At 66.5% G+C, this 20,296-nt stretch carries 19 protein-coding genes; 11 read left to right on the top strand and 8 right to left on the bottom strand.

The features are described 5' to 3' along the window. Positions 1-53 precede the first annotated feature (53 nt). The 5 genes from CVO77_RS06095 (at position 54) to CVO77_RS06075 (ending at position 6,324) form a co-directional block, all read left to right on the top strand. Positions 54-1,472: a glycosyl transferase family protein gene (locus CVO77_RS06095; RefSeq protein ID WP_105998346.1), complete on the top strand. Its 1,419-nt coding sequence runs from the start codon at positions 54-56 to the stop codon at positions 1,470-1,472. Then, on the top strand, positions 1,469-2,596 hold the full coding sequence (locus tag CVO77_RS06090) for a hypothetical protein (RefSeq protein ID WP_105998345.1): 1,128 nt from the start codon (positions 1,469-1,471) through the stop codon (positions 2,594-2,596). Before CVO77_RS06095 ends, CVO77_RS06090 begins: the two co-directional genes overlap by 4 nt. Before the next feature lie 252 nt (positions 2,597-2,848). Further along, positions 2,849-3,757, top strand: coding sequence for a sulfite exporter TauE/SafE family protein (locus CVO77_RS06085; protein ID WP_105998344.1), 909 nt, complete (start codon positions 2,849-2,851; stop codon positions 3,755-3,757). Then, entirely contained in the window at positions 3,754-4,524 is a 771-nt protein-coding gene (locus CVO77_RS06080; protein ID WP_105998343.1) for a TIGR02186 family protein, read from the top strand. Before CVO77_RS06085 ends, CVO77_RS06080 begins: the two co-directional genes overlap by 4 nt. An 87-nt stretch (positions 4,525-4,611) precedes the next feature. Then, positions 4,612-6,324: an ATP-binding protein gene (locus CVO77_RS06075; protein ID WP_105998342.1), complete on the top strand. Its 1,713-nt coding sequence runs from the start codon at positions 4,612-4,614 to the stop codon at positions 6,322-6,324. A 111-nt stretch (positions 6,325-6,435) separates the two neighbouring features. On the opposite strand, the gene CVO77_RS06070 is transcribed toward CVO77_RS06075, so the two are convergent. The 4 genes from CVO77_RS06070 to CVO77_RS06055 all read right to left on the bottom strand — a co-directional run bounded on the left by CVO77_RS06070 (position 6,436) and on the right by CVO77_RS06055 (position 9,846). Then, positions 6,436-6,822: a VOC family protein gene (locus CVO77_RS06070; RefSeq protein WP_105998341.1), complete on the bottom strand. Its 387-nt coding sequence runs from the start codon at positions 6,820-6,822 to the stop codon at positions 6,436-6,438. A 32-nt stretch (positions 6,823-6,854) separates the two neighbouring features. Then, positions 6,855-7,985 carry a cell wall hydrolase gene (locus CVO77_RS06065; protein ID WP_242446117.1) on the bottom strand — a complete coding sequence of 377 codons (1,131 nt, stop codon included), beginning with the start codon at positions 7,983-7,985 and terminating at the stop codon, positions 6,855-6,857. A gap of 119 nt (positions 7,986-8,104) precedes the next feature. Beyond that, positions 8,105-9,013, bottom strand: a complete 909-nt coding sequence (gene dmeF / locus CVO77_RS06060) for a CDF family Co(II)/Ni(II) efflux transporter DmeF (protein ID WP_105998340.1) — start codon at positions 9,011-9,013, stop codon at positions 8,105-8,107. A gap of 38 nt (positions 9,014-9,051) precedes the next feature. After that, the gene (locus CVO77_RS06055) at positions 9,052-9,846 is read right to left on the bottom strand and encodes an ABC transporter ATP-binding protein (protein WP_105998339.1); all 795 of its coding nucleotides are present in this window, start codon (positions 9,844-9,846) and stop codon (positions 9,052-9,054) included. A 1,127-nt stretch (positions 9,847-10,973) separates the two neighbouring features. Here CVO77_RS06055 and rimP point away from each other — a divergent pair. From rimP to rbfA, 6 genes are read left to right on the top strand one after another with little or no spacing between them, the layout of a single operon-like run. After that, positions 10,974-11,519, top strand: coding sequence for a ribosome maturation protein RimP (gene rimP, locus CVO77_RS06050; RefSeq protein WP_105998338.1), 546 nt, complete (start codon positions 10,974-10,976; stop codon positions 11,517-11,519). After that, positions 11,519-13,183 carry a transcription termination factor NusA gene (gene nusA / locus CVO77_RS06045; RefSeq protein WP_105998337.1) on the top strand — a complete coding sequence of 555 codons (1,665 nt, stop codon included), beginning with the start codon at positions 11,519-11,521 and terminating at the stop codon, positions 13,181-13,183. Before rimP ends, nusA begins: the two co-directional genes overlap by 1 nt. Next, positions 13,164-13,934 (top strand): DUF448 domain-containing protein, encoded by a 771-nt coding sequence (locus CVO77_RS06040; RefSeq protein ID WP_105998336.1) that lies wholly within the window; start codon positions 13,164-13,166, stop codon positions 13,932-13,934. Before nusA ends, CVO77_RS06040 begins: the two co-directional genes overlap by 20 nt. A gap of 17 nt (positions 13,935-13,951) precedes the next feature. After that, positions 13,952-16,501, top strand: a complete 2,550-nt coding sequence (gene infB, locus CVO77_RS06035) for a translation initiation factor IF-2 (protein ID WP_105998335.1) — start codon at positions 13,952-13,954, stop codon at positions 16,499-16,501. A 36-nt stretch (positions 16,502-16,537) separates the two neighbouring features. After that, the gene (locus CVO77_RS06030) at positions 16,538-17,089 is read left to right on the top strand and encodes a DUF1697 domain-containing protein (RefSeq protein ID WP_105998334.1); all 552 of its coding nucleotides are present in this window, start codon (positions 16,538-16,540) and stop codon (positions 17,087-17,089) included. Positions 17,090-17,092: 3 nt separating this feature from the next. After that, the gene (gene rbfA / locus CVO77_RS06025; RefSeq protein WP_105998333.1) at positions 17,093-17,491 is read left to right on the top strand and encodes a 30S ribosome-binding factor RbfA; all 399 of its coding nucleotides are present in this window, start codon (positions 17,093-17,095) and stop codon (positions 17,489-17,491) included. Positions 17,492-17,587: 96 nt separating this feature from the next. Here rbfA and CVO77_RS06020 read toward each other — a convergent pair whose 3' ends face one another. From CVO77_RS06020 to CVO77_RS06005, 4 genes are all read right to left on the bottom strand, one after another. Further along, entirely contained in the window at positions 17,588-19,012 is a 1,425-nt protein-coding gene (locus CVO77_RS06020; RefSeq protein ID WP_105998332.1) for a WS/DGAT/MGAT family O-acyltransferase, read from the bottom strand. A gap of 75 nt (positions 19,013-19,087) precedes the next feature. Next, positions 19,088-19,387 (bottom strand): TehB-like domain-containing protein, encoded by a 300-nt coding sequence (locus tag CVO77_RS06015; protein WP_158258008.1) that lies wholly within the window; start codon positions 19,385-19,387, stop codon positions 19,088-19,090. 2 nt (positions 19,388-19,389) lie between these two features. Then, a complete protein-coding gene (locus CVO77_RS06010) occupies positions 19,390-19,815 on the bottom strand; it encodes a hypothetical protein (protein WP_105998330.1) in 426 nt (141 codons plus the stop codon). After that, positions 19,808-20,287 (bottom strand): group III truncated hemoglobin, encoded by a 480-nt coding sequence (locus CVO77_RS06005; protein ID WP_105998329.1) that lies wholly within the window; start codon positions 20,285-20,287, stop codon positions 19,808-19,810. Before CVO77_RS06005 ends, CVO77_RS06010 begins: the two co-directional genes overlap by 8 nt. Positions 20,288-20,296 lie beyond the last annotated feature (9 nt).

The raw sequence follows: 20,296 nt of genomic DNA, 5'->3' as shown, positions 1-20,296 counted from the left end.
TTACCCAAGGAGCGATCGCGGCAAACGCCGCGCGGGGGAGCGGGGCAAGCGGGGTGGAGCCGGCGTCCGCATGGTTGCAATGGCTGGTCGAGGGGGCCGGTCACGAGCTGATGCTGTTCGCATCGGTCGGCATTTTGCTGATCGGAATCGACGATCTGCTGTTCGACCTGCTGTGGCTCGCGAGACCGCAGCCCGTGGCCGCGAGGCCGGATGCCGAAAACGGGCCGCTGGAAGGACGGATCGCTATCTTTATCCCGGCGTGGGAAGAAGCGCCCGTGCTGTCGGCGACGCTCGCCCGCATGCTGACGGCGTGGGCGGGCGAAGATGTCCGCCTTTATGTCGGCTGTTATCCCAACGATATCGCGACGCTCTTTTCGGTCTCGCGGCTCGTCGCGCGCGATCCGCGGCTGCGCCTCGTCGTCGGCGACGCCGAGGGGCCGACGACCAAGGGCGACAATCTCAACCGCATGTGGGCCGCGCTCGGCGAGGATGAGCGGATCGAGGGAAGGCGCTTTGCGGCGGTGGTGCTGCACGATGCCGAGGATCATGTCCACGCCGCCGAAATCGCGCTCTATCGTCATCACCTTGGCGATCATGCGATGGTCCAGATACCCGTCGTGCCGATGGTGACTGGCGGGTCGCGGTGGATCGGCGGCCATTATGGCGACGAGTTTGCCGAGGCGCACGGCAAGGAACTGGCGCTGCGCTCGCGCCTGGGGGTGCCGATCCCGTCGGCCGGGGTCGGCTGCGCCCTGACGCGCAACGCCCTGGCCCTTCTCGCGATCGAACGCGGCGGGCAGCCCTTCCGCGCCGACAGCCTGACCGAGGATTATGAGGTCGGGATGCTGATCGGCGCCTATGGGCTTCGCGCTTGTTTCGTCGACAGCCTGACTGCGGCGGGCGACAGAATCGTCTCGCGCGGCGGCTTTCCGGGATCGGTCGAGCATGCGGTGCGGCAGAAATCGCGCTGGATCGCGGGCATCGCGCTCGCGGGCTGGGATCATCTCGGCTGGCTCGGCGCGCGTTTTGCGGGCGGCCAGGCATCGCCCTGGCGGATATGGCTCGCGCGCTGGATGCTGTGGCGCGACCGCCGTTCGCCGCTCGCGGCGCTCGTCCTGCTCGCTGCTTATCTGGGGCTGCTCGCCACCGGCCTGACGCTTGCGGGTGAAGCGCTTCTGGGCTGGCAAAGCAGGCCGATCGGGGCGGCGATGCGGTCGCTGCTCGCGCTCAACGGCGCCCTGCTTTTGTGGCGCCTCGCGATGCGGGTCCATTTCACCGCGCGCTGGTATGGCGCGCGCCAGGCGCTGCTGGCGGTGCCGCGCGCCTTTGTCGCCAATGTCATCGCCATGCTGGCCGCGCGGCGGGCGGTCGGCCTCTATTGGCGGATGCTGCGGTCGGGCCAGATTCTGTGGGACAAGACCGACCATCGCGATAGCGAGGCCGTGCCGGGACGTCGGGCGATCCGGTCATGATGATCTCCGCGACCGGTCCCCGGCCGGGGCGCGATGCCGCCTCGCTGCGTTTTCTGGCGCTCTGCCTCGGCGGCTGGGTGCTGCTGCGCGCGGCGATGCTGTGGAGCCCGGCGCTACCGCCGCCGCCCGCCGGTGTTCGGCCGTCATGGGATATCCCTTCGCGCTTTATCCTGCCTGTCCCCCGCAACCCGGCGGATGCGCGCCTTTCGTCCGCCGCGCCGCTTCGTCCCGAACCGATTGCCGCGCGCCGCGCAATCCCCTCGCTATCCGCGAACGCGCCTTCGATCCCGAACGTGGCCGGGGGCGACGTCTTTGGTGGCGATCGGCATGGCTTGCGGCTGGCGCTGATCGCTCGGCTCCTGCCCGCCGCTGCAGCGAATGGAGCGCTTCGTGGCAGTCCGCCGCCGTGGCTCGCCGCGAACCCGCGCGCCGCCGCCGATCCCGGGCGGGGCGAGCCTTTCTGGATGCAGCGTTCGCTCGCCGGATGGTCGCTCGGCGGCTGGCTCTATCTGCGTGCGGGATCGGCCGACGGCGCCAAAGCGATCGCCGCCGGCGGCCAACTCGGCGGTTCGCAGGCGGGCATTCGCCTCGCTTATGGTTTCGGCGACGATGGGCGGCTGCGCGCCTATGGCCGCGCGACGATGGCGGCGCGGCGGCCCGCGCAACGCGAACTGGCCTTTGGAGCAGCGTTTGCGCCCGTGCCGCATCTGCCGGTCGACGTCGCGATCGAGCAGCGCGTCGCAATCGGCAGCGAAGGGCGCACCGCGCTTGCCGCCATGGTGACCGGCGGCGTCGGCGACATCCCGCTCCCGGCCGGGTTCCGGCTCGACGCTTATGCGCAGGCGGGCATCGTCGGGACGCGGCGGCGCGACGGTTTTGCCGATGGCGCGGTGATTATCGACCGCCGGCTCGGTGGCGACAAGCGGTCGCCGCTGCGGCTCGGCGCGCTCGCCGCGGGCGCGGTCCAGCCGGGCGCGGCGCGGATCGACATCGGCCCGCGGCTAACCGTGCGGCTGCCCGCCGTGGGCAAGGGAAGCCGGATCGCGCTCGACTGGCGACAACGCATCGCGGGCGACGCGCGGCCCGCAAGCGGCGTCGCGCTGACGCTCGCCACCGATTTCTAGAGTCAGATTCCGCTGCGCGGAATCGCGGCACCGGCCCGCGCTCCCACCCGGCCTCCCCGACGATAGCAAACTATGGGAGGCCGGGTGGGGGAGCGGGCCGGTGTCCCTTCCACGGGAGTGGATCAAATTTCAGGTGGCGACGAAATTTAGGTGCCGCACCCGATTCCCCGGCTCCGAAAAATACTCTAGGGTCGCTGGACTCGGGGCGTTTCCTGCGCCGCGAACGTCCCTCAATGCAGAGGTTTTGACCCTGTGGATCTTTACCTTCCCGTCGCCAACCTGTCGGTCAACGCGCTCGTCATCATCCTGCTCGGCGGCGGGGTCGGTTTCCTGTCGGGCATGTTCGGGGTCGGCGGCGGCTTTCTGACGACGCCGCTGCTGATCTTCTATGGCATCCCGCCGACGGTCGCCGCGGCCTCCGCGGCAACGCAGGTGACGGGGGCGAGCGTGTCTGGTGCGTTGGCGCATTTCGAGCGCGACGGTGTGGACGTGCGCATGGGCGGCGTGCTGATCGTCGGCGGCCTGGTCGGGTCGCTGATCGGCGCGGGACTGTTCGAACTGCTGACCGCGTGGGGTCAGATCGATACGACGATCAACATCCTTTATGTCGTGCTGCTCGGCTCGGTCGGCGCGATCATGGCGCGCGAGGCGTGGGGCGCGCTGCGGCGGATGCGCGCGGGCCTTCCCGCAGCGGCGCGCAAGCGACGGCACCATCCGATGGTCGCCAACCTGCCGCTGCGCTGGCGCTTCTATCGCTCGGGGCTTTATATTTCGCCGCTCGCGCCGTTGCTGCTCGGCATGATCGTCGGCGTGCTGACGATGCTGCTCGGCGTCGGCGGCGGCTTCATCATGGTGCCCGCGATGATCTATCTGCTCGGCATGGGGACGCAGGTCGTCGTCGGCACCTCGCTGTTCCAGATATTGTTCGTGACGATCGCGGCGACGATGGTTCACGCGATGACCACCGGCGCGGTCGATTTGGTGCTCGCGGCGCTGCTGCTGCTCGGCAGCGTCACCGGCGCGCAGATCGGCGCCCGTTTCGCGCAGAGCGTGAAGCCCGAATATCTGCGCATGGCGCTGGCGACGATCGTGCTGATCGTCGCGCTGCGCATGGCGGTCGACCTGTTCATCCGCCCCGAAGAGATTTACACGGTGCAATGAGGGGGTTTGGCGCCCTGGCCTGCGCAGCGGCGCTGATACTGACCGCGACGGCGGCGCGCGCCGATGATCCGCGCCTCGTGCCCGACGTGTCGAGCCGCGCGATCGATATCCAGTACAGCTTCACCGGCGAGGAATTGCTGCTGTTCGGCGCGATCCTCTATCCGGGGCAGCGGCTTCCCGACGATCGCACCGACATCGTCGTCGTGCTGAAGGGGCCGGTGCGGCCGATCATCCTGCGCGAAAAGCAGCGCGTGGCGGGAATCTGGGTCAATGCGAGCAGCATTCGGCTGCGCACCTCGCCCGGTTTTTACGCGATCGGATCGTCGCGGCCGATCGACAAGCTGGTCGACGAGCGCACCGCCGCGATCTTCGAACTCGGCCTCGACAATCTGTCGATGTCGCCCGCGGGCTTTTCGGAAGCGAAGAAGCTCGCGCGCTTCGAGGGGGGCCTGATCGACCTCTATCGCCGCGCAGGGCTGTTCTATGAAAATCCAAGCGCGGTCGAGATCAGCGAGGGCGTGCTCTATCGCGCCCGCATCCCGGTGCCCGCGCGCGTGCCCGTCGGCACCTATCGCGCCGAAACCTATCTGATCAGCCGGGGCCGCGTGATCGCGGTCGCCTCGCGCGACGTCCAGATCCGCAAGGCCGGGTTCGAACGGTTCGTGGCGCTCGCCGCCGAGCGTCACGGCTTTCTTTATGGGCTGACCGCGGTCGCGCTTTCGCTGCTCCTCGGCTATGGCGCATCGGCCGCTTTCCGCCGCCGCTGAGCGGTTCGCCGCGCGTTCAGCATAAGCGCTTTGTTTACCCTCGCCTGCGATAAGCGACGCCGGAACGATATAAGGCGGGGGCTTGATATGGATATGCAGGGCGGCGGGTTCGGCGCCGGGGACTTGACGGCGGCGCAGCACGTCCGGCTTGCCGGCGGCGGAACCGCCGCGGCCGTCGCGCCGGTCGCCACTCATCATCGCGACGATCTGCTGATCGGCGAAGTGATCGATATTTCGGGCTCGGCCTCGCGGATCCTGCTCGATGCCGCGACGATCGGCCAATTGACGTCGTCGAGCGACGGGGCGGTCGCGATGGCCGGGCAGGTCGGCGCGCAGGTCAAGATCCGCGTCGGCAATATCTGGCTCGTCGCCAGCATCCGCGACCAGCAGATGCACGAGCGCGGCGAAGGGCTGATCGTCGCGACGATCGACTTCCTCGGCGAGGGCGACGAAGAAAAAATCACCGGCCGTATCCACAATTTCCGCCGCGGCGTGACGCGCTATCCGATTCCGGGCGGTCAGGTCTATGCGGCGACCAGCCACGACCTCAAGCAAATCTATGCCGCCGACGAACGCGCGCATGTCGAGATCGGGACGATCTATCCGACGCGCGACATTCGCGGTTCGCTTTATGTCGATGCGATGCTCGGCAAGCATTTCGCGCTGCTCGGGTCGACCGGCACCGGCAAGTCGACGAGCGCGGCGCTGATCCTCCACAAGATCTGCGAGCTTTCGCCGCAGGGCCATATCGTGATGATCGACCCGCACGGCGAATATTCGGCGGCCTTCAAGGGCACCGGCGCGCTGTTCGACGTCGACAATCTCGCCATGCCCTATTGGCTGATGAACTTCGAGGAGCATTGCGAGGTTTTCGTCACCAGCGAGGGCCGCGACCGCCAGAGCGATTGCGACGTGCTCGCCAAATGCCTGCTCCAGGCGCGGCAGAAGAACCGCATGGCCGAGGGGATGACCAAGCTGACGGTCGATTCGCCGATTCCCTATCTGCTCTCCGACCTGCTCAACATCCTCACGAACGAGATGGGCAAGCTCGACAAGGCGACCTCGTCGGCCCCCTTCATGCGGATCAAGGGCAAGATCGAGGAAATGCGCGCCGACCCGCGCTATAATTTCATGTTCTCGGGCATGCTCGTCGCCGACACGATGGCGAATTTCATCGGCAAGATCTTCCGCCTGCCGTCGGACGGCCGGCCGATCTCGATCATCGACGTGTCGGGGGTTCCCTCGGACATTACGTCGGTCGTCGTCGCGGTGCTCGCGCGCCTGACCTTCGACTATGCGATCTGGTCGCGCGGCGAGCCGCAGCGCCCGATCCTGCTCGTCTGCGAGGAAGCCCACCGCTATATCCCGGCCAAGGACATCGGCCAGGGCCAGTCGGTTCGCAAGATCCTCGAACGGATCGCCAAGGAAGGCCGTAAATATGGCGTGTCGCTGGGCCTGATCACCCAGCGCCCGTCCGATCTGGCCGAAGGCGTGCTGTCGCAGTGCGGCACGATCATCTCGATGCGCCTCAACAACGAGCGCGACCAGCATTTCGTCAAGGCCGCGATGCCCGAGGGGGCGCGCGGCTTCATCGATTCGATCCCGGCGCTGCGCAACCGCGAATGTATTATTTGCGGCGAGGGCGTGTCGATCCCGATCCGCGTCCATCTCGACACGCTCGACGAGGATAAAAGGCCCGCGTCGAGCGATCCGATGTTCTCGAAACTGTGGCGCGAGACTGGCGGCGAGGCCGAAATCCTCGAGCGCGTCGTCAAGCGCTGGCGCAGCCAGGGGCGGTAACAGCCCCCGTCATTGCGAGCGCAGCGAAGCAATCTCCAGCTATCGGCCCGGCGCAAGGCCGATAGCTGGAGATTGCCGCGTCGCCTTCGGCTCCTCGCAATGACTATGGCTCTATTTCGCCGGCGGCTCCCAAAGCTCGATCGGATTCCCCTCCGGGTCGTGGACGCGCGCGAAGCGGCCGACGCTCGGATCGTCCCACTCCGTCTTGGTGATCACCTCTTCCCCCGCCGCGCGAAACGGCGCGAGGACGGCGTCGAGGTCGTCGACGCGCAGGTTGATCATATATTGCCGGTCGGCGGGGAAATAATCGGTGTCGGCCTTGAACGGCGAAAAGACGAGCGGCCCGCCGGTGACGGTCCATACCCATTGGTTGACCGGCGCGCTGTCGTCGGCGCTGATCCCGCCGCCCACGCCGAGCCGGTCACGATACCAGGCGTTCAGCGCCTCTGGATCGCGGGCGCGAAAGAACAGTCCGCCGATGCCTTTTACATGTCCCATGCCCTGTCTCCCTGACGCTGTAGGGGGCAAGACTAGGCGGCTTCGGTCAGCGAATCCACTCCCCGCTCTTGCTGAATTCTTCCCTGATCTGACCCGATTGGTTGAGCCGCGGATCGGTATAGGTCGGCGGCGGCGCCGCGGTCGGCGCGGCTGGCGGGGCGGCGGACGGCGCGGCGCCCATCGTGCCGGGCAGCGGCGCGGGGGCGACATTGGGCAGCGGCGCCGCGGCGCCGGTCAGCGCCGGCACCGGCCCGGCCCTTGCCCTTGAGGATCGCGAGTTGCTGCGCGATCGGCAGATAGGGGCCGGGAACCGGCTCGCGGCCCATATAGGGGGTGCGGAAGGCGTCGGGCATGCCCCAGCGGCCGCGCCAGCGGTGAAAGATATGCGCGCCGACGATATTGGTCATCACCAGGCTCTTGCCCCAGCGCGGCCAGATCGCGGTCGTGTGATAATGGGTCGCGAGCCCGACCGCCGGAAAGACAGTGCCGCTCAGCGCGGCCGCGGCGATGCGGCTCGCGCGCAGCCAGTTTCGCTGCTCGGGCGCGCGCGCCATCGCGCCGTCGCAGGCGAAGGTGAACTGGCACACGCCGGCGCGTTCGGACCCCTGAAAGACGACGCCGCAGATGGTGTTGGGAAAGCTGGGATGGCGGGCGCGATTGACGATGACCTGCGCGACGCCGCGCATGCCGTCGTCGCTTTCGGACGCCGCTTCGTAATAGATCGCCGAGGTCAGGCAATAATGGGCGCGCTCGCGGTCGAGCGCGGTCAGGCCGCGAAAAGCATAGGGTTTGGCGGGCGGGCCGACAAAGGCTTCCTGCTGCAACTCGGCCGGGGTGGCGGGCGCCAGCGCGCTCGCATCGGCATAGCCGACGCTGGCGGGGTCCGGCAGCGTCGGATCGATCTTGAGCGCATCCTCATAGGTGTCGGCGTTCATCACCGCCCAGCGCGCCGGATCATAGGGCTTGAAGGTCAACGGCACGCTGACGCTATAGGGGCCGAAACCGCGCGGCCGATATTGCCCCGTCGACAGCATGAGCGCGAGGCAGGCGACGATCGTGATCGCGGCCAGCATCCCCCAATATTCACGCCCCGGCCCCGCCGGTTTCTCCGGCGCCGGATCGCGCCACGCGGAGCGGGCGGCAAGATGGAGTTCGGGCTTCATGGGTCGCGTCAAAATCTCCACGGCCGATTCGCGCGGCGGCTCTCACCCTGTCTTATGCCCCGAAACGCCAATAAAGTGTTTCGCCGCCGATGGCCTGTGCCGCAGGGGGACAGGTGATCCTAGCGTATCTCGATCGTCAGATGCTCGATTTCATGCACCGGCCGCAACCGCTCGCCGATCGTCGCGCGCGCGGCGCCGGTGACGCTGACGATCGCCGAATGCGCGGCGGGGCCGACACGCCAGACGTGGAGGTCGAGGATTTTCGCATCGCCCGGTCCTTCGACGAGCGTGCGAATCTCGGCCTCCAGTTCGGTATCGGTCGCGTCGAGCAAGACCGAGGCGGTGTCGCGCATCAGCGACCAGGACCAGAGCGCGATGACGATCGCCCCCGCGACGCCCATCGCCGGATCGAGCCACGTCCAGCCGAGATAGCGGCCGCCGAGCAGCGCGGCGATCGCGAGGACCGAGGTCAGCGCGTCGGCGATCACATGCAGATAGGCCGAGCGCATATTATTGTCGCGCTCGTGATGGTGATGATCGTGGCCGGCGTGATCATGCCCGTGATCATGCCCGTGTCCCAGCAGCAGCGCGCTGACGATATTGACTGCCAGCCCGACGACCGCGACGATCGTCGCCTCGCCGAATTCGACCGGGCTCGGATCGAGCAGGCGCGCGACCGATTCCCACGCGATGCCGATCGCGACGATCCCCAGCACCAGCGCCGAGGCGAAGCCCGCGAGGTCGCCGACCTTGCCGGTGCCGAAGCTGTAGCGGCCGCTCGTCGCGTGCCGCTTGGCATAGCGATAGGCGAGCGCCGCGATGCCGAGCGCGCCGGCGTGCGTCGCCATGTGAAAGCCATCGGCCAGTAGGGCCATCGAGTTGAAGGCGATTCCCGCGGCGATCTCCGCGACCATCATCACCGCGGTCAGCAGCACGACCCACAGGGTGCGGCGCGCATTCTCATCGTGCCGCTTGCCCAGATAGACATGATTGTGCGTCAGCGCGTCGATTTCGCTGTCGAGCGACATGCCCGCTGCCTAACCTATGGAAAAATTATCGCAAGTGGTCAGTGGACGATGGCGGCGTCGTACCAGTCGCCGCGCCGCGACACCGTAATGGGCAGGCCGAAGAGGGCGGTCAGTGCATCGCTGGCGAGCAGGTCCGTCTTGGCGCCGTCGTGCAGCACGCGCCCGTCCTGCAACATCACGATGCGGCCGATCTCGGGCAATATTTCCTCGATATGGTGGGTGACGAGGATCAGCGTCGTGCCGCCGCGCGCGACGCCGCGCAGCATGTCGAGAAAATGGTGCCGCGCCGCAGGGTCGAGCCCGGCGCACGGTTCGTCGAGCAGCAGCGCGCGCGGCCGGTGCGCGAGCGCGCGGGCGATCAGGACGCGGCGCGCCTCGCCGGTCGACAGGCTCGCCATGCTGCGCCCGATCAGATGGGTCGCGCCGACCTCCTCGAGCGCGGTGCGCGACACGTCGACCATCTCTTGCGTGTAGTGCTGATGCGCCCACAGCCCGCGCGAGGCGAAGAAGCCCGAGACGACGCAGTCGAGCGCTTCGAGCGGCGGATCGGCGTCGAAATCGAGCTGCATCGTCGTCGAGACGATCCCGAGCAGCGTGCGCAGTTCGAAGACGTTCCAGCTATCCTGCCCGAAAATGCGAACGTCGGCGCCATAAGCCGGATAAAGGTCCCGCGCGATCAGCTTGACCAGCGTCGACTTGCCCGACCCGTTGGCGCCGAGGATCGCGGTGCTCTCGCCGTCGGCGATGGTCAGCGCGGGCAGATCGAGGATGCACGTCTCGTCGGCCATGACGCGGACATTGGCGAGGGCGAGCAGGGGAGAGTCGTCGGTCATGGCGGCGCCATGAGCATGGTGCGGAGCGTGAGGGAAGGGGGAATCGGCGATTGGCGGCATTGGGGTGGGAAGCGGTCGCTCAGAGTATATTGGGCGTCGGAGGACCGTTCTTGTAACTTCTCAGCTCATTGCCATAAAAGAGACGGCAATGACCGGCGAGTGAAAGCCATCCGCCCTCTGAAAAGCGTAAGGCAGTCTCCTCGTCCTCTGAATAAGGGCGAGTCAGATATACAACAGACGCAGATGCAAAGTCATGCTGCGTAAAAGTGATGCGAAGGAATCGATCGCCCACGCGTTTGGAAAGCATTCCTTCTTGACCGTCCCATTTCCAAACGATCCCGCCCCTGCGATCACTCTCACTCAATGACGCCGACAGGTCTTCAAGCCAGTTGCCCGGTTTCAGAAGTCCAGTCGAATCCTCCATCACGAAGATTACTGCCCGACCCTCATCGGGAACCCACCGGGATTCGAGTACCAGCGTCTGAGGATGATCACTTCTGTCCACTCCCGTGCATCTTGCAGTCTGCGTTTTCCGCCGGATGGAGGGCGGAGGCACTGCCGGTGCTGACTTTGGTGATGGGCCCCGGGTTTCCAATTGGGCGTCTTGCTTTTCGTCGTTGTCGGTGCCGGGCGCGCATGAGACGAGCACCAACAAGGCTACAGCCGCTTTCAGGATGGCAGCATTCATCAAACAAAACTCTCACAATTATCCAATGTCCGCAATTGGTCGATTCCGGTCATTCCGTCCAAATTGGCACGAATGGCAGCAAGCGATTGGAAGCCGCCCTACTCTTCTTCGTCACCCTGAACTTGTTTCAGGGTCCATGGCCTAGCTCTCCTTCGGCGCGGCGCTGAACGCGAACGCAGGCCATGGATGCTGAAACGAGTTCAGCATGACGACATTGAAAGGCAGTTTCCCACCCCAATACAGACATCCCTTTCGTGACGTCGGAAGGCGGCAATTGGTCGCAGGCCGTCATCCTCTCCATTCTCCCCTTGCCGACTCTCCGCAACACGCCTATATGCCGCCTACTTCTTGACATGGTTAGCCAGTTGGGACGTCGGGGCCGCGGGCCGCGGCGGCAATTCCCGCGTGCTTTTCCGGTCAACCGAATTGGGAACTTAAGTTGGTCGATCTCGACACCCTCAACGCGATCATCGCGCCCGAAGCCGAGGCGATGGGCCTGGCGCTCGTGCGCGTCGCCTTTTTCGGCGGCGAGAGCGACCCGACGTTGCAGGTGATGGCCGAGCGGCCCGAAACGCGCCAGCTGACGATCGACGATTGCGCCGACCTGTCGCGCCGCATCTCGGCCCAGCTCGACGCGCTTGAGGAAGCGGGCAAGGATCCGATCGACGTCGCCTATCGGCTCGAGGTATCGTCGCCCGGCATCGACCGGCCGCTGACGAGGCCCGCCGACTTCGCCGACTGGGCGGGGCACGAGGCGAAGATCGCGCTGAAGGAAAAGCTGGACGGGCGCCAGCGTTTCAACGGCACGCTGGTCGGCATCGACGGCGATGTCGTCCGCATCACGGATAAGGAAGAGGTGGAGCACAAGCTGCCGTTCGACGCGATCGACACGGCGAAGCTGGTGCTCACCGACAAATTGATTGCCGCAACCGTCCCGCTTTCGACCGAAGGCGCCGACGACATGGAAGAAGAAGGACAGGACTGATGGCCACTGCCATTTCCGCCAACCGCGCCGAACTGCTGGCGATCGCCAACAGCGTCGCCAGCGAGAAGATGATCGACAAGGGCATCGTCATCGAGGCCATTGAAGAAGCGATCCAGCGCGCCGCGCGCGCGCGCTATGGCGCCGAGAACGACATTCGCGCCAAGCTCGACGTCCAGACCGGCGACCTGCGCCTGTGGCGCGTCGTCGAGGTGGTCGAAACGGTCGAGGATTATTTCAAGCAGGTCGACCTTGCCGCCGGCCAGAAGCTGCAGAAGGACGCCAAGCTCGGCGACTTCATCGTCGATCCGCTGCCCGCGGTCGATCTTGGCCGCATCGACGCCCAGTCGGCGAAGCAGGTCATCTTCCAGAAGGTCCGCGAAGCCGATCGCGAGCGCCAGTATGAAGAGTTCAAGGATCGCGGCAACGAGATCATCACCGGCGTCGTGAAATCGGTCGAATTCGGCCATATCGTCGTCAATCTCGGCCGCGCCGAGGGCGTGATCCGCCGCGACCAGCAGATCCCGCGCGAACTGATGCGCGTCGGCGACCGCGTCCGCGCGATCATCCTGTCGGTGCGCCGCGAAAATCGCGGTCCGCAGATTTTCCTGTCCCGCGCGCACCCCGACTTCATGAAGAAGCTGTTCGCGCAGGAAGTGCCCGAAATCTATGACGGCATCATCGAGATCAAGGCCGCCGCCCGCGACCCCGGCTCGCGCGCCAAGATCGGCGTGATCAGCTATGACGGCTCGATCGACCCCGTCGGCGCTTGCGTCGGCATGAAGGGCAGCCGCGTCCAGGCGGTCGTTCAGGAAATGCAGGGCGAAAAGATCGACATCATCCCCTGGTCCGAAGATACCGCGACCTTCGTCGTCAACGCGCTTCAGCCCGCGACGGTGCAGCGCGTCGTCATCGACGAGGATGACGGCCGCATCGAAGTCGTCGTCCCCGACGACCAGCTCAGCCTCGCCATCGGCCGCCGCGGCCAGAATGTCCGTCTCGCCAGCCAGCTTACCGGCAGCCAGATCGACATCATGACCGAGGCCGACGCGAGCGAGAAGCGCCAGCGCGAATTCGTCGAACGCTCGACGATGTTCCAGGAAGAACTCGACGTCGACGAGACGCTCGCGCAGCTTCTGGTCGCCGAGGGCTTCGGCGAGCTTGAGGAGGTGGCCTATGTGCCGCTCGACGAACTCGCGGGCATCGAAGGCTTTGACGAGGAACTGGCGCAGGAACTGCAAAGCCGCGCGACCGAAGCGCTCGACCGCCGCGAGGAAGCCGCGCGCCAGGAACGTCGCGAACTCGGCGTCGAGGACGATCTCGCCGAAATCCCGCACCTCACCGAAGCGATGCTCGTCGTTCTCGGCAAGGCGGGGATCAAGACGCTCGACGATCTCGCCGACCTTGCGACCGACGAACTGATCGCCAAGAAGCGCCAGGACAACCGTCGCGGCCCATCGCGCGAACGCGCCGAGCGGGCCGAGCGCGCAGAAGATCGGGGCGGCGTTCTCGGCGAATATGGCCTCAGCGAAGAGCAGGGCAACGAGATCATCATGGCGGCGCGCGCGCACTGGTTCGATGACGAACCGGCCGTGGAAGCGGAAGCTGCACCCGCCGCGGCGGAGCCGCAAACCGGGGAGGCCGCCGATGCGGACCCCGCACAATGATCAGCTGAGCGAACCCGACCGCGCTGGACGGCGCGGCCAGCATGTGCCCGAACGGCGCTGCGTCATCACCGGCGAGGTCCAGCCGGCGCAGCAACTCGTGCGCCTGGCGCTTGGGCCCGACGGCGGCATCGCGCCCGACGTTCTGGCGAAGGCGCCGGGGCGCGGGGCGTGGATCGGCGTACCGCGCGCGGATCTTGAAGCAGCGCAAGCGAAGGGCAAGCTGAAGGGCGGGCTCGCGCGGGCGCTGCACGACAGCAACTTCACCATTCCCGACGACCTGGGCGCCCGGATCGAGGCGCAATTGCAGCGCGCGACGCTCGACCGGCTGGGGCTTGAGGCGCGGTCGGGCACGTTGATTTCGGGCAATGAAAAGATCGAGCAGGCGGCGCGCAAGGGGCAGGTTCGCCTGCTGCTCCACGCTCTTGATGCGGGCGAGGATGGGCGCAAGAAACTGGCGCAGGCCTGGCGTGTCGGCGAGGATGACGAAGGGTCGGGCCGCGAAGGGCTGGTCTTGCCGGTGGACCGAAACACCCTATCTATGGCATTGGGCCGCGAAAATGCGGTGCATCTGGCGATTGTCGACGCCCGCGCAGCCGATCGGGTGCTCGCGCATTTGAGCCGCTGGCAGTTTTTCACAGGATGGAGTAGGGACGCGGCCAACCGCGATTCCGATCCGCATGCCCCGTCGCCCGTCGGCGAGGAAAAAACAGGGACGGCGCCTGCCGGCCCCGCCGCTTCGGACGCGTTTTGAAGGAATGATGGTTTTCGATGAGTGACGAACAGGACAAGCCGACCCTTACCCGCAAGCCGCTCGGGCTGAAGCGGACGGTCGAGGCCGGCCAGGTGCAGCAGCAATTCAGCCACGGCCGCCGCAACACGGTGGTGGTCGAGGTCAAGCGCCGCCGCGTGCTCGGCCGCCCCGGCGAAGCCGCTCCGGCGCCCGAAGCCGAAGAGGTCAAGGCCGCGCCCGCCGCTCCGGCCCCCGCGCCCGCCCCGGCTCCGAAGCCCGCAGCGCCCAAGCCCGCCGCCGACAGCCTGATGTCGCGGCAGGAGCGCCAGGTGCAATTGCTGCGCGAGGCTGAGGAAGCGCGCATGAACGCGCTCGAGGAAAATCGCCGCCGCGAAGAGGCCGCGCGTGCCCGCGCCGCCGAGGAAGAAAAGGCGCGCGCCGAAGCGCGTAACGAACAGGCCGCGGTAAAGACCGCCGAGCCCGCGCCCGCCGCGCCTGCCGCCGCGGAACCGGTCGCCGAAGCGCCCGTCGCCGCGGCCGAGCCGCAAAGCGAAGCCGCGCCCGCGCCGGCATCGCGCGGCACGACCGCCAGCGCCGCGCCCGCGCCGCGCCGCTTCACGCCGGTCGAAGCCCCGAAGCGCCCCGAACCGAAGCGCCCCGAGCCCAAGGCCAACCGCGGCGCCGACAATCGCCGCCAGTCGGGCAAGCTGACCGTCACGCGCGCGCTCAACGACGACGAGGGCGCGCGCGCGCGCAGCCTCGCGGCGCTGAAGCGTGCCCGCGAAAAGGAAAAGCGCTCGCATATGGTGTCGAGCGGCCCACGCGAGAAGCAGGTCCGCGAAGTCGTCGTGCCCGACGTGATCACGGTCCAGGATCTTGCCAACCGCATGGCGGAAAAGGGCGCCGACCTGGTCAAGGCCTTGTTCAAGATGGGCATGCCGGTCACCGTCAACCAGACGATCGACCAGGACACCGCCGAACTGCTCGTCACCGAATTCGGGCACGAGATCAAGCGCGTCAGCGACGCCGACATCGACATCCGCCACGACGAGGATGTCGATGACGCCGCGAACCTGAAGGCCCGCGCCCCGGTCGTCACGATCATGGGCCATGTCGATCATGGCAAGACCAGCCTGCTCGACGCGCTGCGCGGCGCGAATGTGCAGGCGGGCGAGGCCGGCGGCATCACCCAGCATATCGGCGCCTATCAGGTGAAGACTCCCGACGGGAGCCAAGTCACCTTCCTCGATACGCCGGGCCACGAAGCCTTTACCGAGATGCGCCAGCGCGGGGCGAACGTCACCGACATCGTCATTCTGGTGGTCGCGGCCGACGACGGGCTCAAGCCGCAGTCGATCGAGGCGATCAACCATGCGAAGGCGGCCGGTGTGCCGATCATCGTCGCGATCAACAAGGTCGACAAGGAAGGCGCCAATCCGCAGCGCGTCCGCGAACGCCTGCTCGAACATGAGCTGGTGGTCGAGGAAATGGGCGGCGACGTCCAGAATGTCGAAGTGTCGGCGCTCAAGAAGACCGGCCTCGACAAGCTGCTCGGCGCGATCGCGGTGCAGGCCGAGATCATGGAGCTGAAAGCGAACCCCGACCGCGCCGCTGAAGGCACGGTGGTCGAGGCGAAACTCGACAAGGGCCGCGGCCCGGTGGCGACGATCCTCGTCCGCCGCGGCACGCTCAAGGTCGGCGACATCTTCGTCTGCGGCGCCGAAAGCGGCCGCGTGCGCGCGCTGATCGACGACCAGGGCAAGCAGGTCAAGACCGCCGGCCCGTCGATGCCGGTCGAGGTTCTCGGCCTCGGCGGCGTGCCGATGGCGGGCGATACGCTGACCGTCGTCGAAAATGAAGCGCGGGCCCGCGAAGTCGCGGCCTATCGCCAGAGCGAAGCGCTCAAGAGGCGCACGGTGCAGGCGCCGGTCAGCCTCGAGGGCATGTTCGAGGCGCTCGCCGACAAGGCGAAGGTCATCGAATATCCGGTGGTCATCAAGGGCGATGTGCAGGGGTCGGTCGAAGCGATCGTCAACGCGCTCAATCGCCTGTCGACCGACGAGATCCGCGTCCGCGTGCTTCAGTCGGGCGCCGGGGCGATCACCGAAAGCGACGTGACGCTGGCGGCCGCGACGGGCGCGCCGATCATCGGCTTCAACGTTCGTCCGAACGCCAAGGCGCGCGAAATCGCGAACCGCGAAAAAGTGCGCTTCATGTACTATGACGTCATCTATCACCTGACCGAGGCGGTCGCGAAGGAGATGGCGGGCGAGTTGGGTCCGGAGCGGATCGAGAATGTCGTCGGCCGCGCCGAGGTCAAGGATGTCTTCCCGGCCGGCAAGCGCGACAAGGCCGCGGGGCTGCTGGTGCTCGAAGGGTCGATCCGCAAGGGGCTCCACGCGCGTCTCACCCGCGAGGACGTCATCGTTTCGGCAACGACGATCGCGTCGCTCCGCCGCTTCAAGGACGATGTCGCGGAAGTGCGCGCCGGACTGGAGTGCGGTGTCGTGCTGGCGGACACCAACGACATCAAGCCGGGCGATCATCTGGAGGTGTTCGAGGTCGAACTGCGCGAACGGACGCTGTAACAGGCGTCCGCTCGGCGCGGATCGGGAGGTGTCGGCATGGCTCGCTACGTCGCCCTATTCGGCAGCATCAACGTCGGCGGCAACCGGCTGAAGATGGCCGACCTGCGTTCGGCGTTCGAGGCCGAGGGCTTTACCGATGTCGAGACGGTCGTTGCCAGCGGCAATGTCATCTTTTCGCACCCCGCGCGGCCGACGCGCGGGCTGGAGGAAAAGCTGACGCTGATGGTCGACGATCGCTTCGACATGCGCTGTGCCGCGCTCGTGCGCAGCCGCGACGAGCTTGCCGCGGCGATCGCCGACAATCCTTTCGCGGGCACCAACGAGGACAAGTTCGTCCATACGATGTTCCTCGACGGGCAACCGACCGCGGCCCAGTTCGACGCGCTGGCGACCGACAAATGGATCAAGCCGAACGAGCGTCTCGCGCTTGGCGACCGGGCGCTTTATATCGATTATGGCGACGGCGTCGCCGACAGCAAATTGACCGCGCGGCTGATCGAACGGCGGTTGGACCATAAGGGCACGGCGCGCAACATGCGCTCGATCGCCCGGATCATCGACAAGCTCGACCAGTTGGAGAAAGCGTAAGCCATGAAAGCGGCAGAAACCAAAGGCCCCTCGGTCCGCGTGCTGCGCGTCGGCGAACAGGTGCGCCACATCCTCTCCGAAATCCTCGCGCGCGGCGATGCCCATGACGAGCTGCTGACCAAGCATCCGGTGAGCATCACCGAAGTGCGCATGTCGCCCGACCTGCGCCACGCGACGGTGTTCGTGAAGCCCCTGCTCGGCAAGAATGAGGAAGCGGTGCTCAAGGCGCTGCGCACCAACACCGCCTGGCTGCAAAAGAGCGTCGCCGAAAAGATGAGCATGAAATATGCCGCGAAACTGAAATTCCTGTCGGACGAAAGCTTCGACGAGGCGAGCCACATCGAAAAGCTGCTGCGCGATCCGAAGGTCGCGCGCGATTTGGGCGGGGCCGAGGCCGAATAACCACCGTCGTCCCCGCGAAGGCGGAGGCCGCTGTCGGCGTTGTGCTGCGGTGCCGGGGAAGGCTGCCAACGGCCCCCGCCTTCGCGGGGGCGACGATTATTTCTTCGCCGTCTTGATCCCTGCCGCCTGCTCCAGCTCGATCAGCGCTTCTTCCAGATAGTCGATCATCCGCTGCGCATGCGGGACGCTGCGGCGGCAGGCGGTGATGCCGAAGTCGATGTTCTGGAAATTCGACACTTGGGTGATGTTCATCGCCATGCCGTCGACCGGGATGCTCGCGGGATACATGCCGTCCAGCCGCGCGCCGTTCCAATACATCTGCTCGCGCGGGCCGGGGACGTTGGAGATCGTCACCGAATAGGCGGGGAATTTGTCGGCGGTGCGGGTCAGCGCGGTCAGCATCATCGGGAAGCTGGTGATCGCGGTATAGAGCTGGATCTGCGACGCGGTCATCGCGCGAAGCTGCGCCTTGGCCGAATTCATCGATTCCTGGATCGCCGCCATCCGTTCGGCCGGGTCGTCGATATGCGTCGCGAGATTGGCGGTCACCGACGCGACCGAATTGCCCGAATCGATGTCGTCCTTGGGCCGGATCGACACTGGCGCCATCGCTTTCAAGGGCTTGTCGGGCAGTTCGTTCAGCGACTGGAGATATTTGCGCATCGCCCCCGCGCACATGCCGAGCACCGCGTCGTTGATCGTCCCACCATAGGCCTTGCCCACCGCGCGCACGCGCTCCAGCGACCAGCTTTGCGCGACGAAGCGGCGCGCGCCGGTGATATTGCGGTTGAAGCTGGTGCGCGGCACCCCGGCGAAGGGCGTGACCAGCCCGTCGCCGCCAAGGCCGAACATCGCTGCCAGATACTGGTTCATCGCCTTGGTCACGCCGACGCTGGTGCCCCATTGGGCCTTCAGGAAATCGCCGATCGCCTTGATATCCATCAGGCTGGGGCGTGGGGGCTTCTTCGGTGTCGGGAACTGGCGCTTATAGGCCTCATAGGCCTCGACCGAGAGCGGCGAATAGGCGCGGCGTTCCTTGGGGTCCGCCGACAGCATCGAATTATAGAAATGGATGCTCGCGGCGCCGTCCATCAGCGCGTGGTGGACTTTCTTGAAGGTCGCGATCTGCCGGTTCGGTAACCCTGAGATCAACGTGATTTCCCACAAGGGCCGGGTGCGGTCGAGCAGCCCCGAATGGAGGCGCGAGGCCAGCTCGAACATCTCGCGATAGCGCCCCGGCTTCGGCAGCGCGGCGGCGCGGACGTGATAGTGCATGTCGATGTCGCGGTCGGGTTCGAGCCGGATCGGGCCATATTGGCCGAGCGGGGTCAGCTTGAGCACCTCGCTGAACGGGCGGCGCAGCCCCTCCGACTGGCGGAGCAGCGCGAGCTGTTCGTTCAGCCACTCGGTCTCGTCGACATCGTCGGGAAGGGTGTAGAGGTTGATGCCGCCGATGTGCATCGGCATCTCGCGGCTTTCCCCCACCAGGAACATCGCATCGGTCACCGGCATCAGCCGCATCGGTCGCTCCCCCACTGTTTTGTTGCGACTTTCGCTGCGCAGCATGACAGCGGCGACGGGCGAGTCAAGCGGTGGTCAGGGCGCGCAAAAGGCGATTTCGATCGTCACCGATCCCTGCCGCTCCAGATGATGCGGAACGCCCGGCGGGATCAGCATCGTGTCGCCGGTCTTGAGCAGGCGGCCGCCCCCGGCCTCGTCGTCCCAGTGGAAGTGGATCGACCCGGCGGTGACCGACAGCAGGCCCCACGCGCCTGGCTTGAGATCGTGGCGGCGCAGCAGGCCGGCGGGAATCGTGTCGGCGCCGAACGGGCCGATGCGCCGGTAAGCGCGGGCGCCGGAGGGAAGCGGCGGCCCGCGCTCGGCGATCGGCGCCACGGTCAGAAGCCGCCGGTGGCGCGAACGACGAGGACGGTGAGGCCGAGGAAGACCATGCCGATCGGCACCGCGAGAATCTGGGCCCCGACGGCGCGCAGGTTCATCGGTCCCGTCCGGGTTTCGAGGACGCCGCCCATGCGGTCGAGCGGCGAATCATATTCAGGGCCCTTCTGGGCGTTGAGGATGCCGGTCGTGCCAAAGACCATCACCACATAGAAGACCGATATGACGATCATCATGAGGGTCGCGGTATCGCGCCCGGTCGCCGCGGCGATGGTGACGAAGAAGATCGCATAACAGCCGAACATCACCCGCCATATCCAGCGCGGCAACTGGAATCCGGCCTGGATACCGCTGGTTTCATAGGGGTCGTTGGGGCGATAGACGGGGGGGCGATAGGCAGGGGGCGGGCGCAGGGGATCAGACATCGGGAAGCTCCACTTTCCTGGTTAGAGGATCGTCACGGTCGCGGTGAACCCAGATGCCTGTGAGCAGGCTCTCGGCAATCATCCGCGCCTTGGCGCCGATATGGCTGATCGCCTCCGGGGTGGGGGCGATATCGTGCAGCGTTTGATAGAAGAGCCGCAGCCATTGCTGGAAATGCGCCTGGCCGATCGTCGGGATCGCCAGATGCTTCATCATCGGATTGCCGGTGAAATTGCCGGCGCTGAGCAGGATCGACTGCCAGAAACGGTTCATCTGGCCCAGATGCTTCGGCCAGTCGTCGATGCGCGCGTCGAAGATCGGGCCGAGCGACGCATCCTCGCGCACCGCGCCATAGAAGCGGTCGACCAGCGCGGCGATGAAGGCCTCGTCGATGCCCATGGCGATTGCCTCGGCACGCCGCTCTTCGCGGGCGGCGATGGCGTGGGGATGGGCCTGGACCGTTCTTGCCGTCATGGTTCCGAC

The organism is Sphingopyxis lindanitolerans (assembly GCF_002993885.1).
Classification (GTDB): domain Bacteria; phylum Pseudomonadota; class Alphaproteobacteria; order Sphingomonadales; family Sphingomonadaceae; genus Sphingopyxis; species Sphingopyxis lindanitolerans.
The sequence above is the reverse complement of the archived record's forward strand: the minus strand, read 5'-3'. Positions and strand labels throughout refer to the sequence as shown.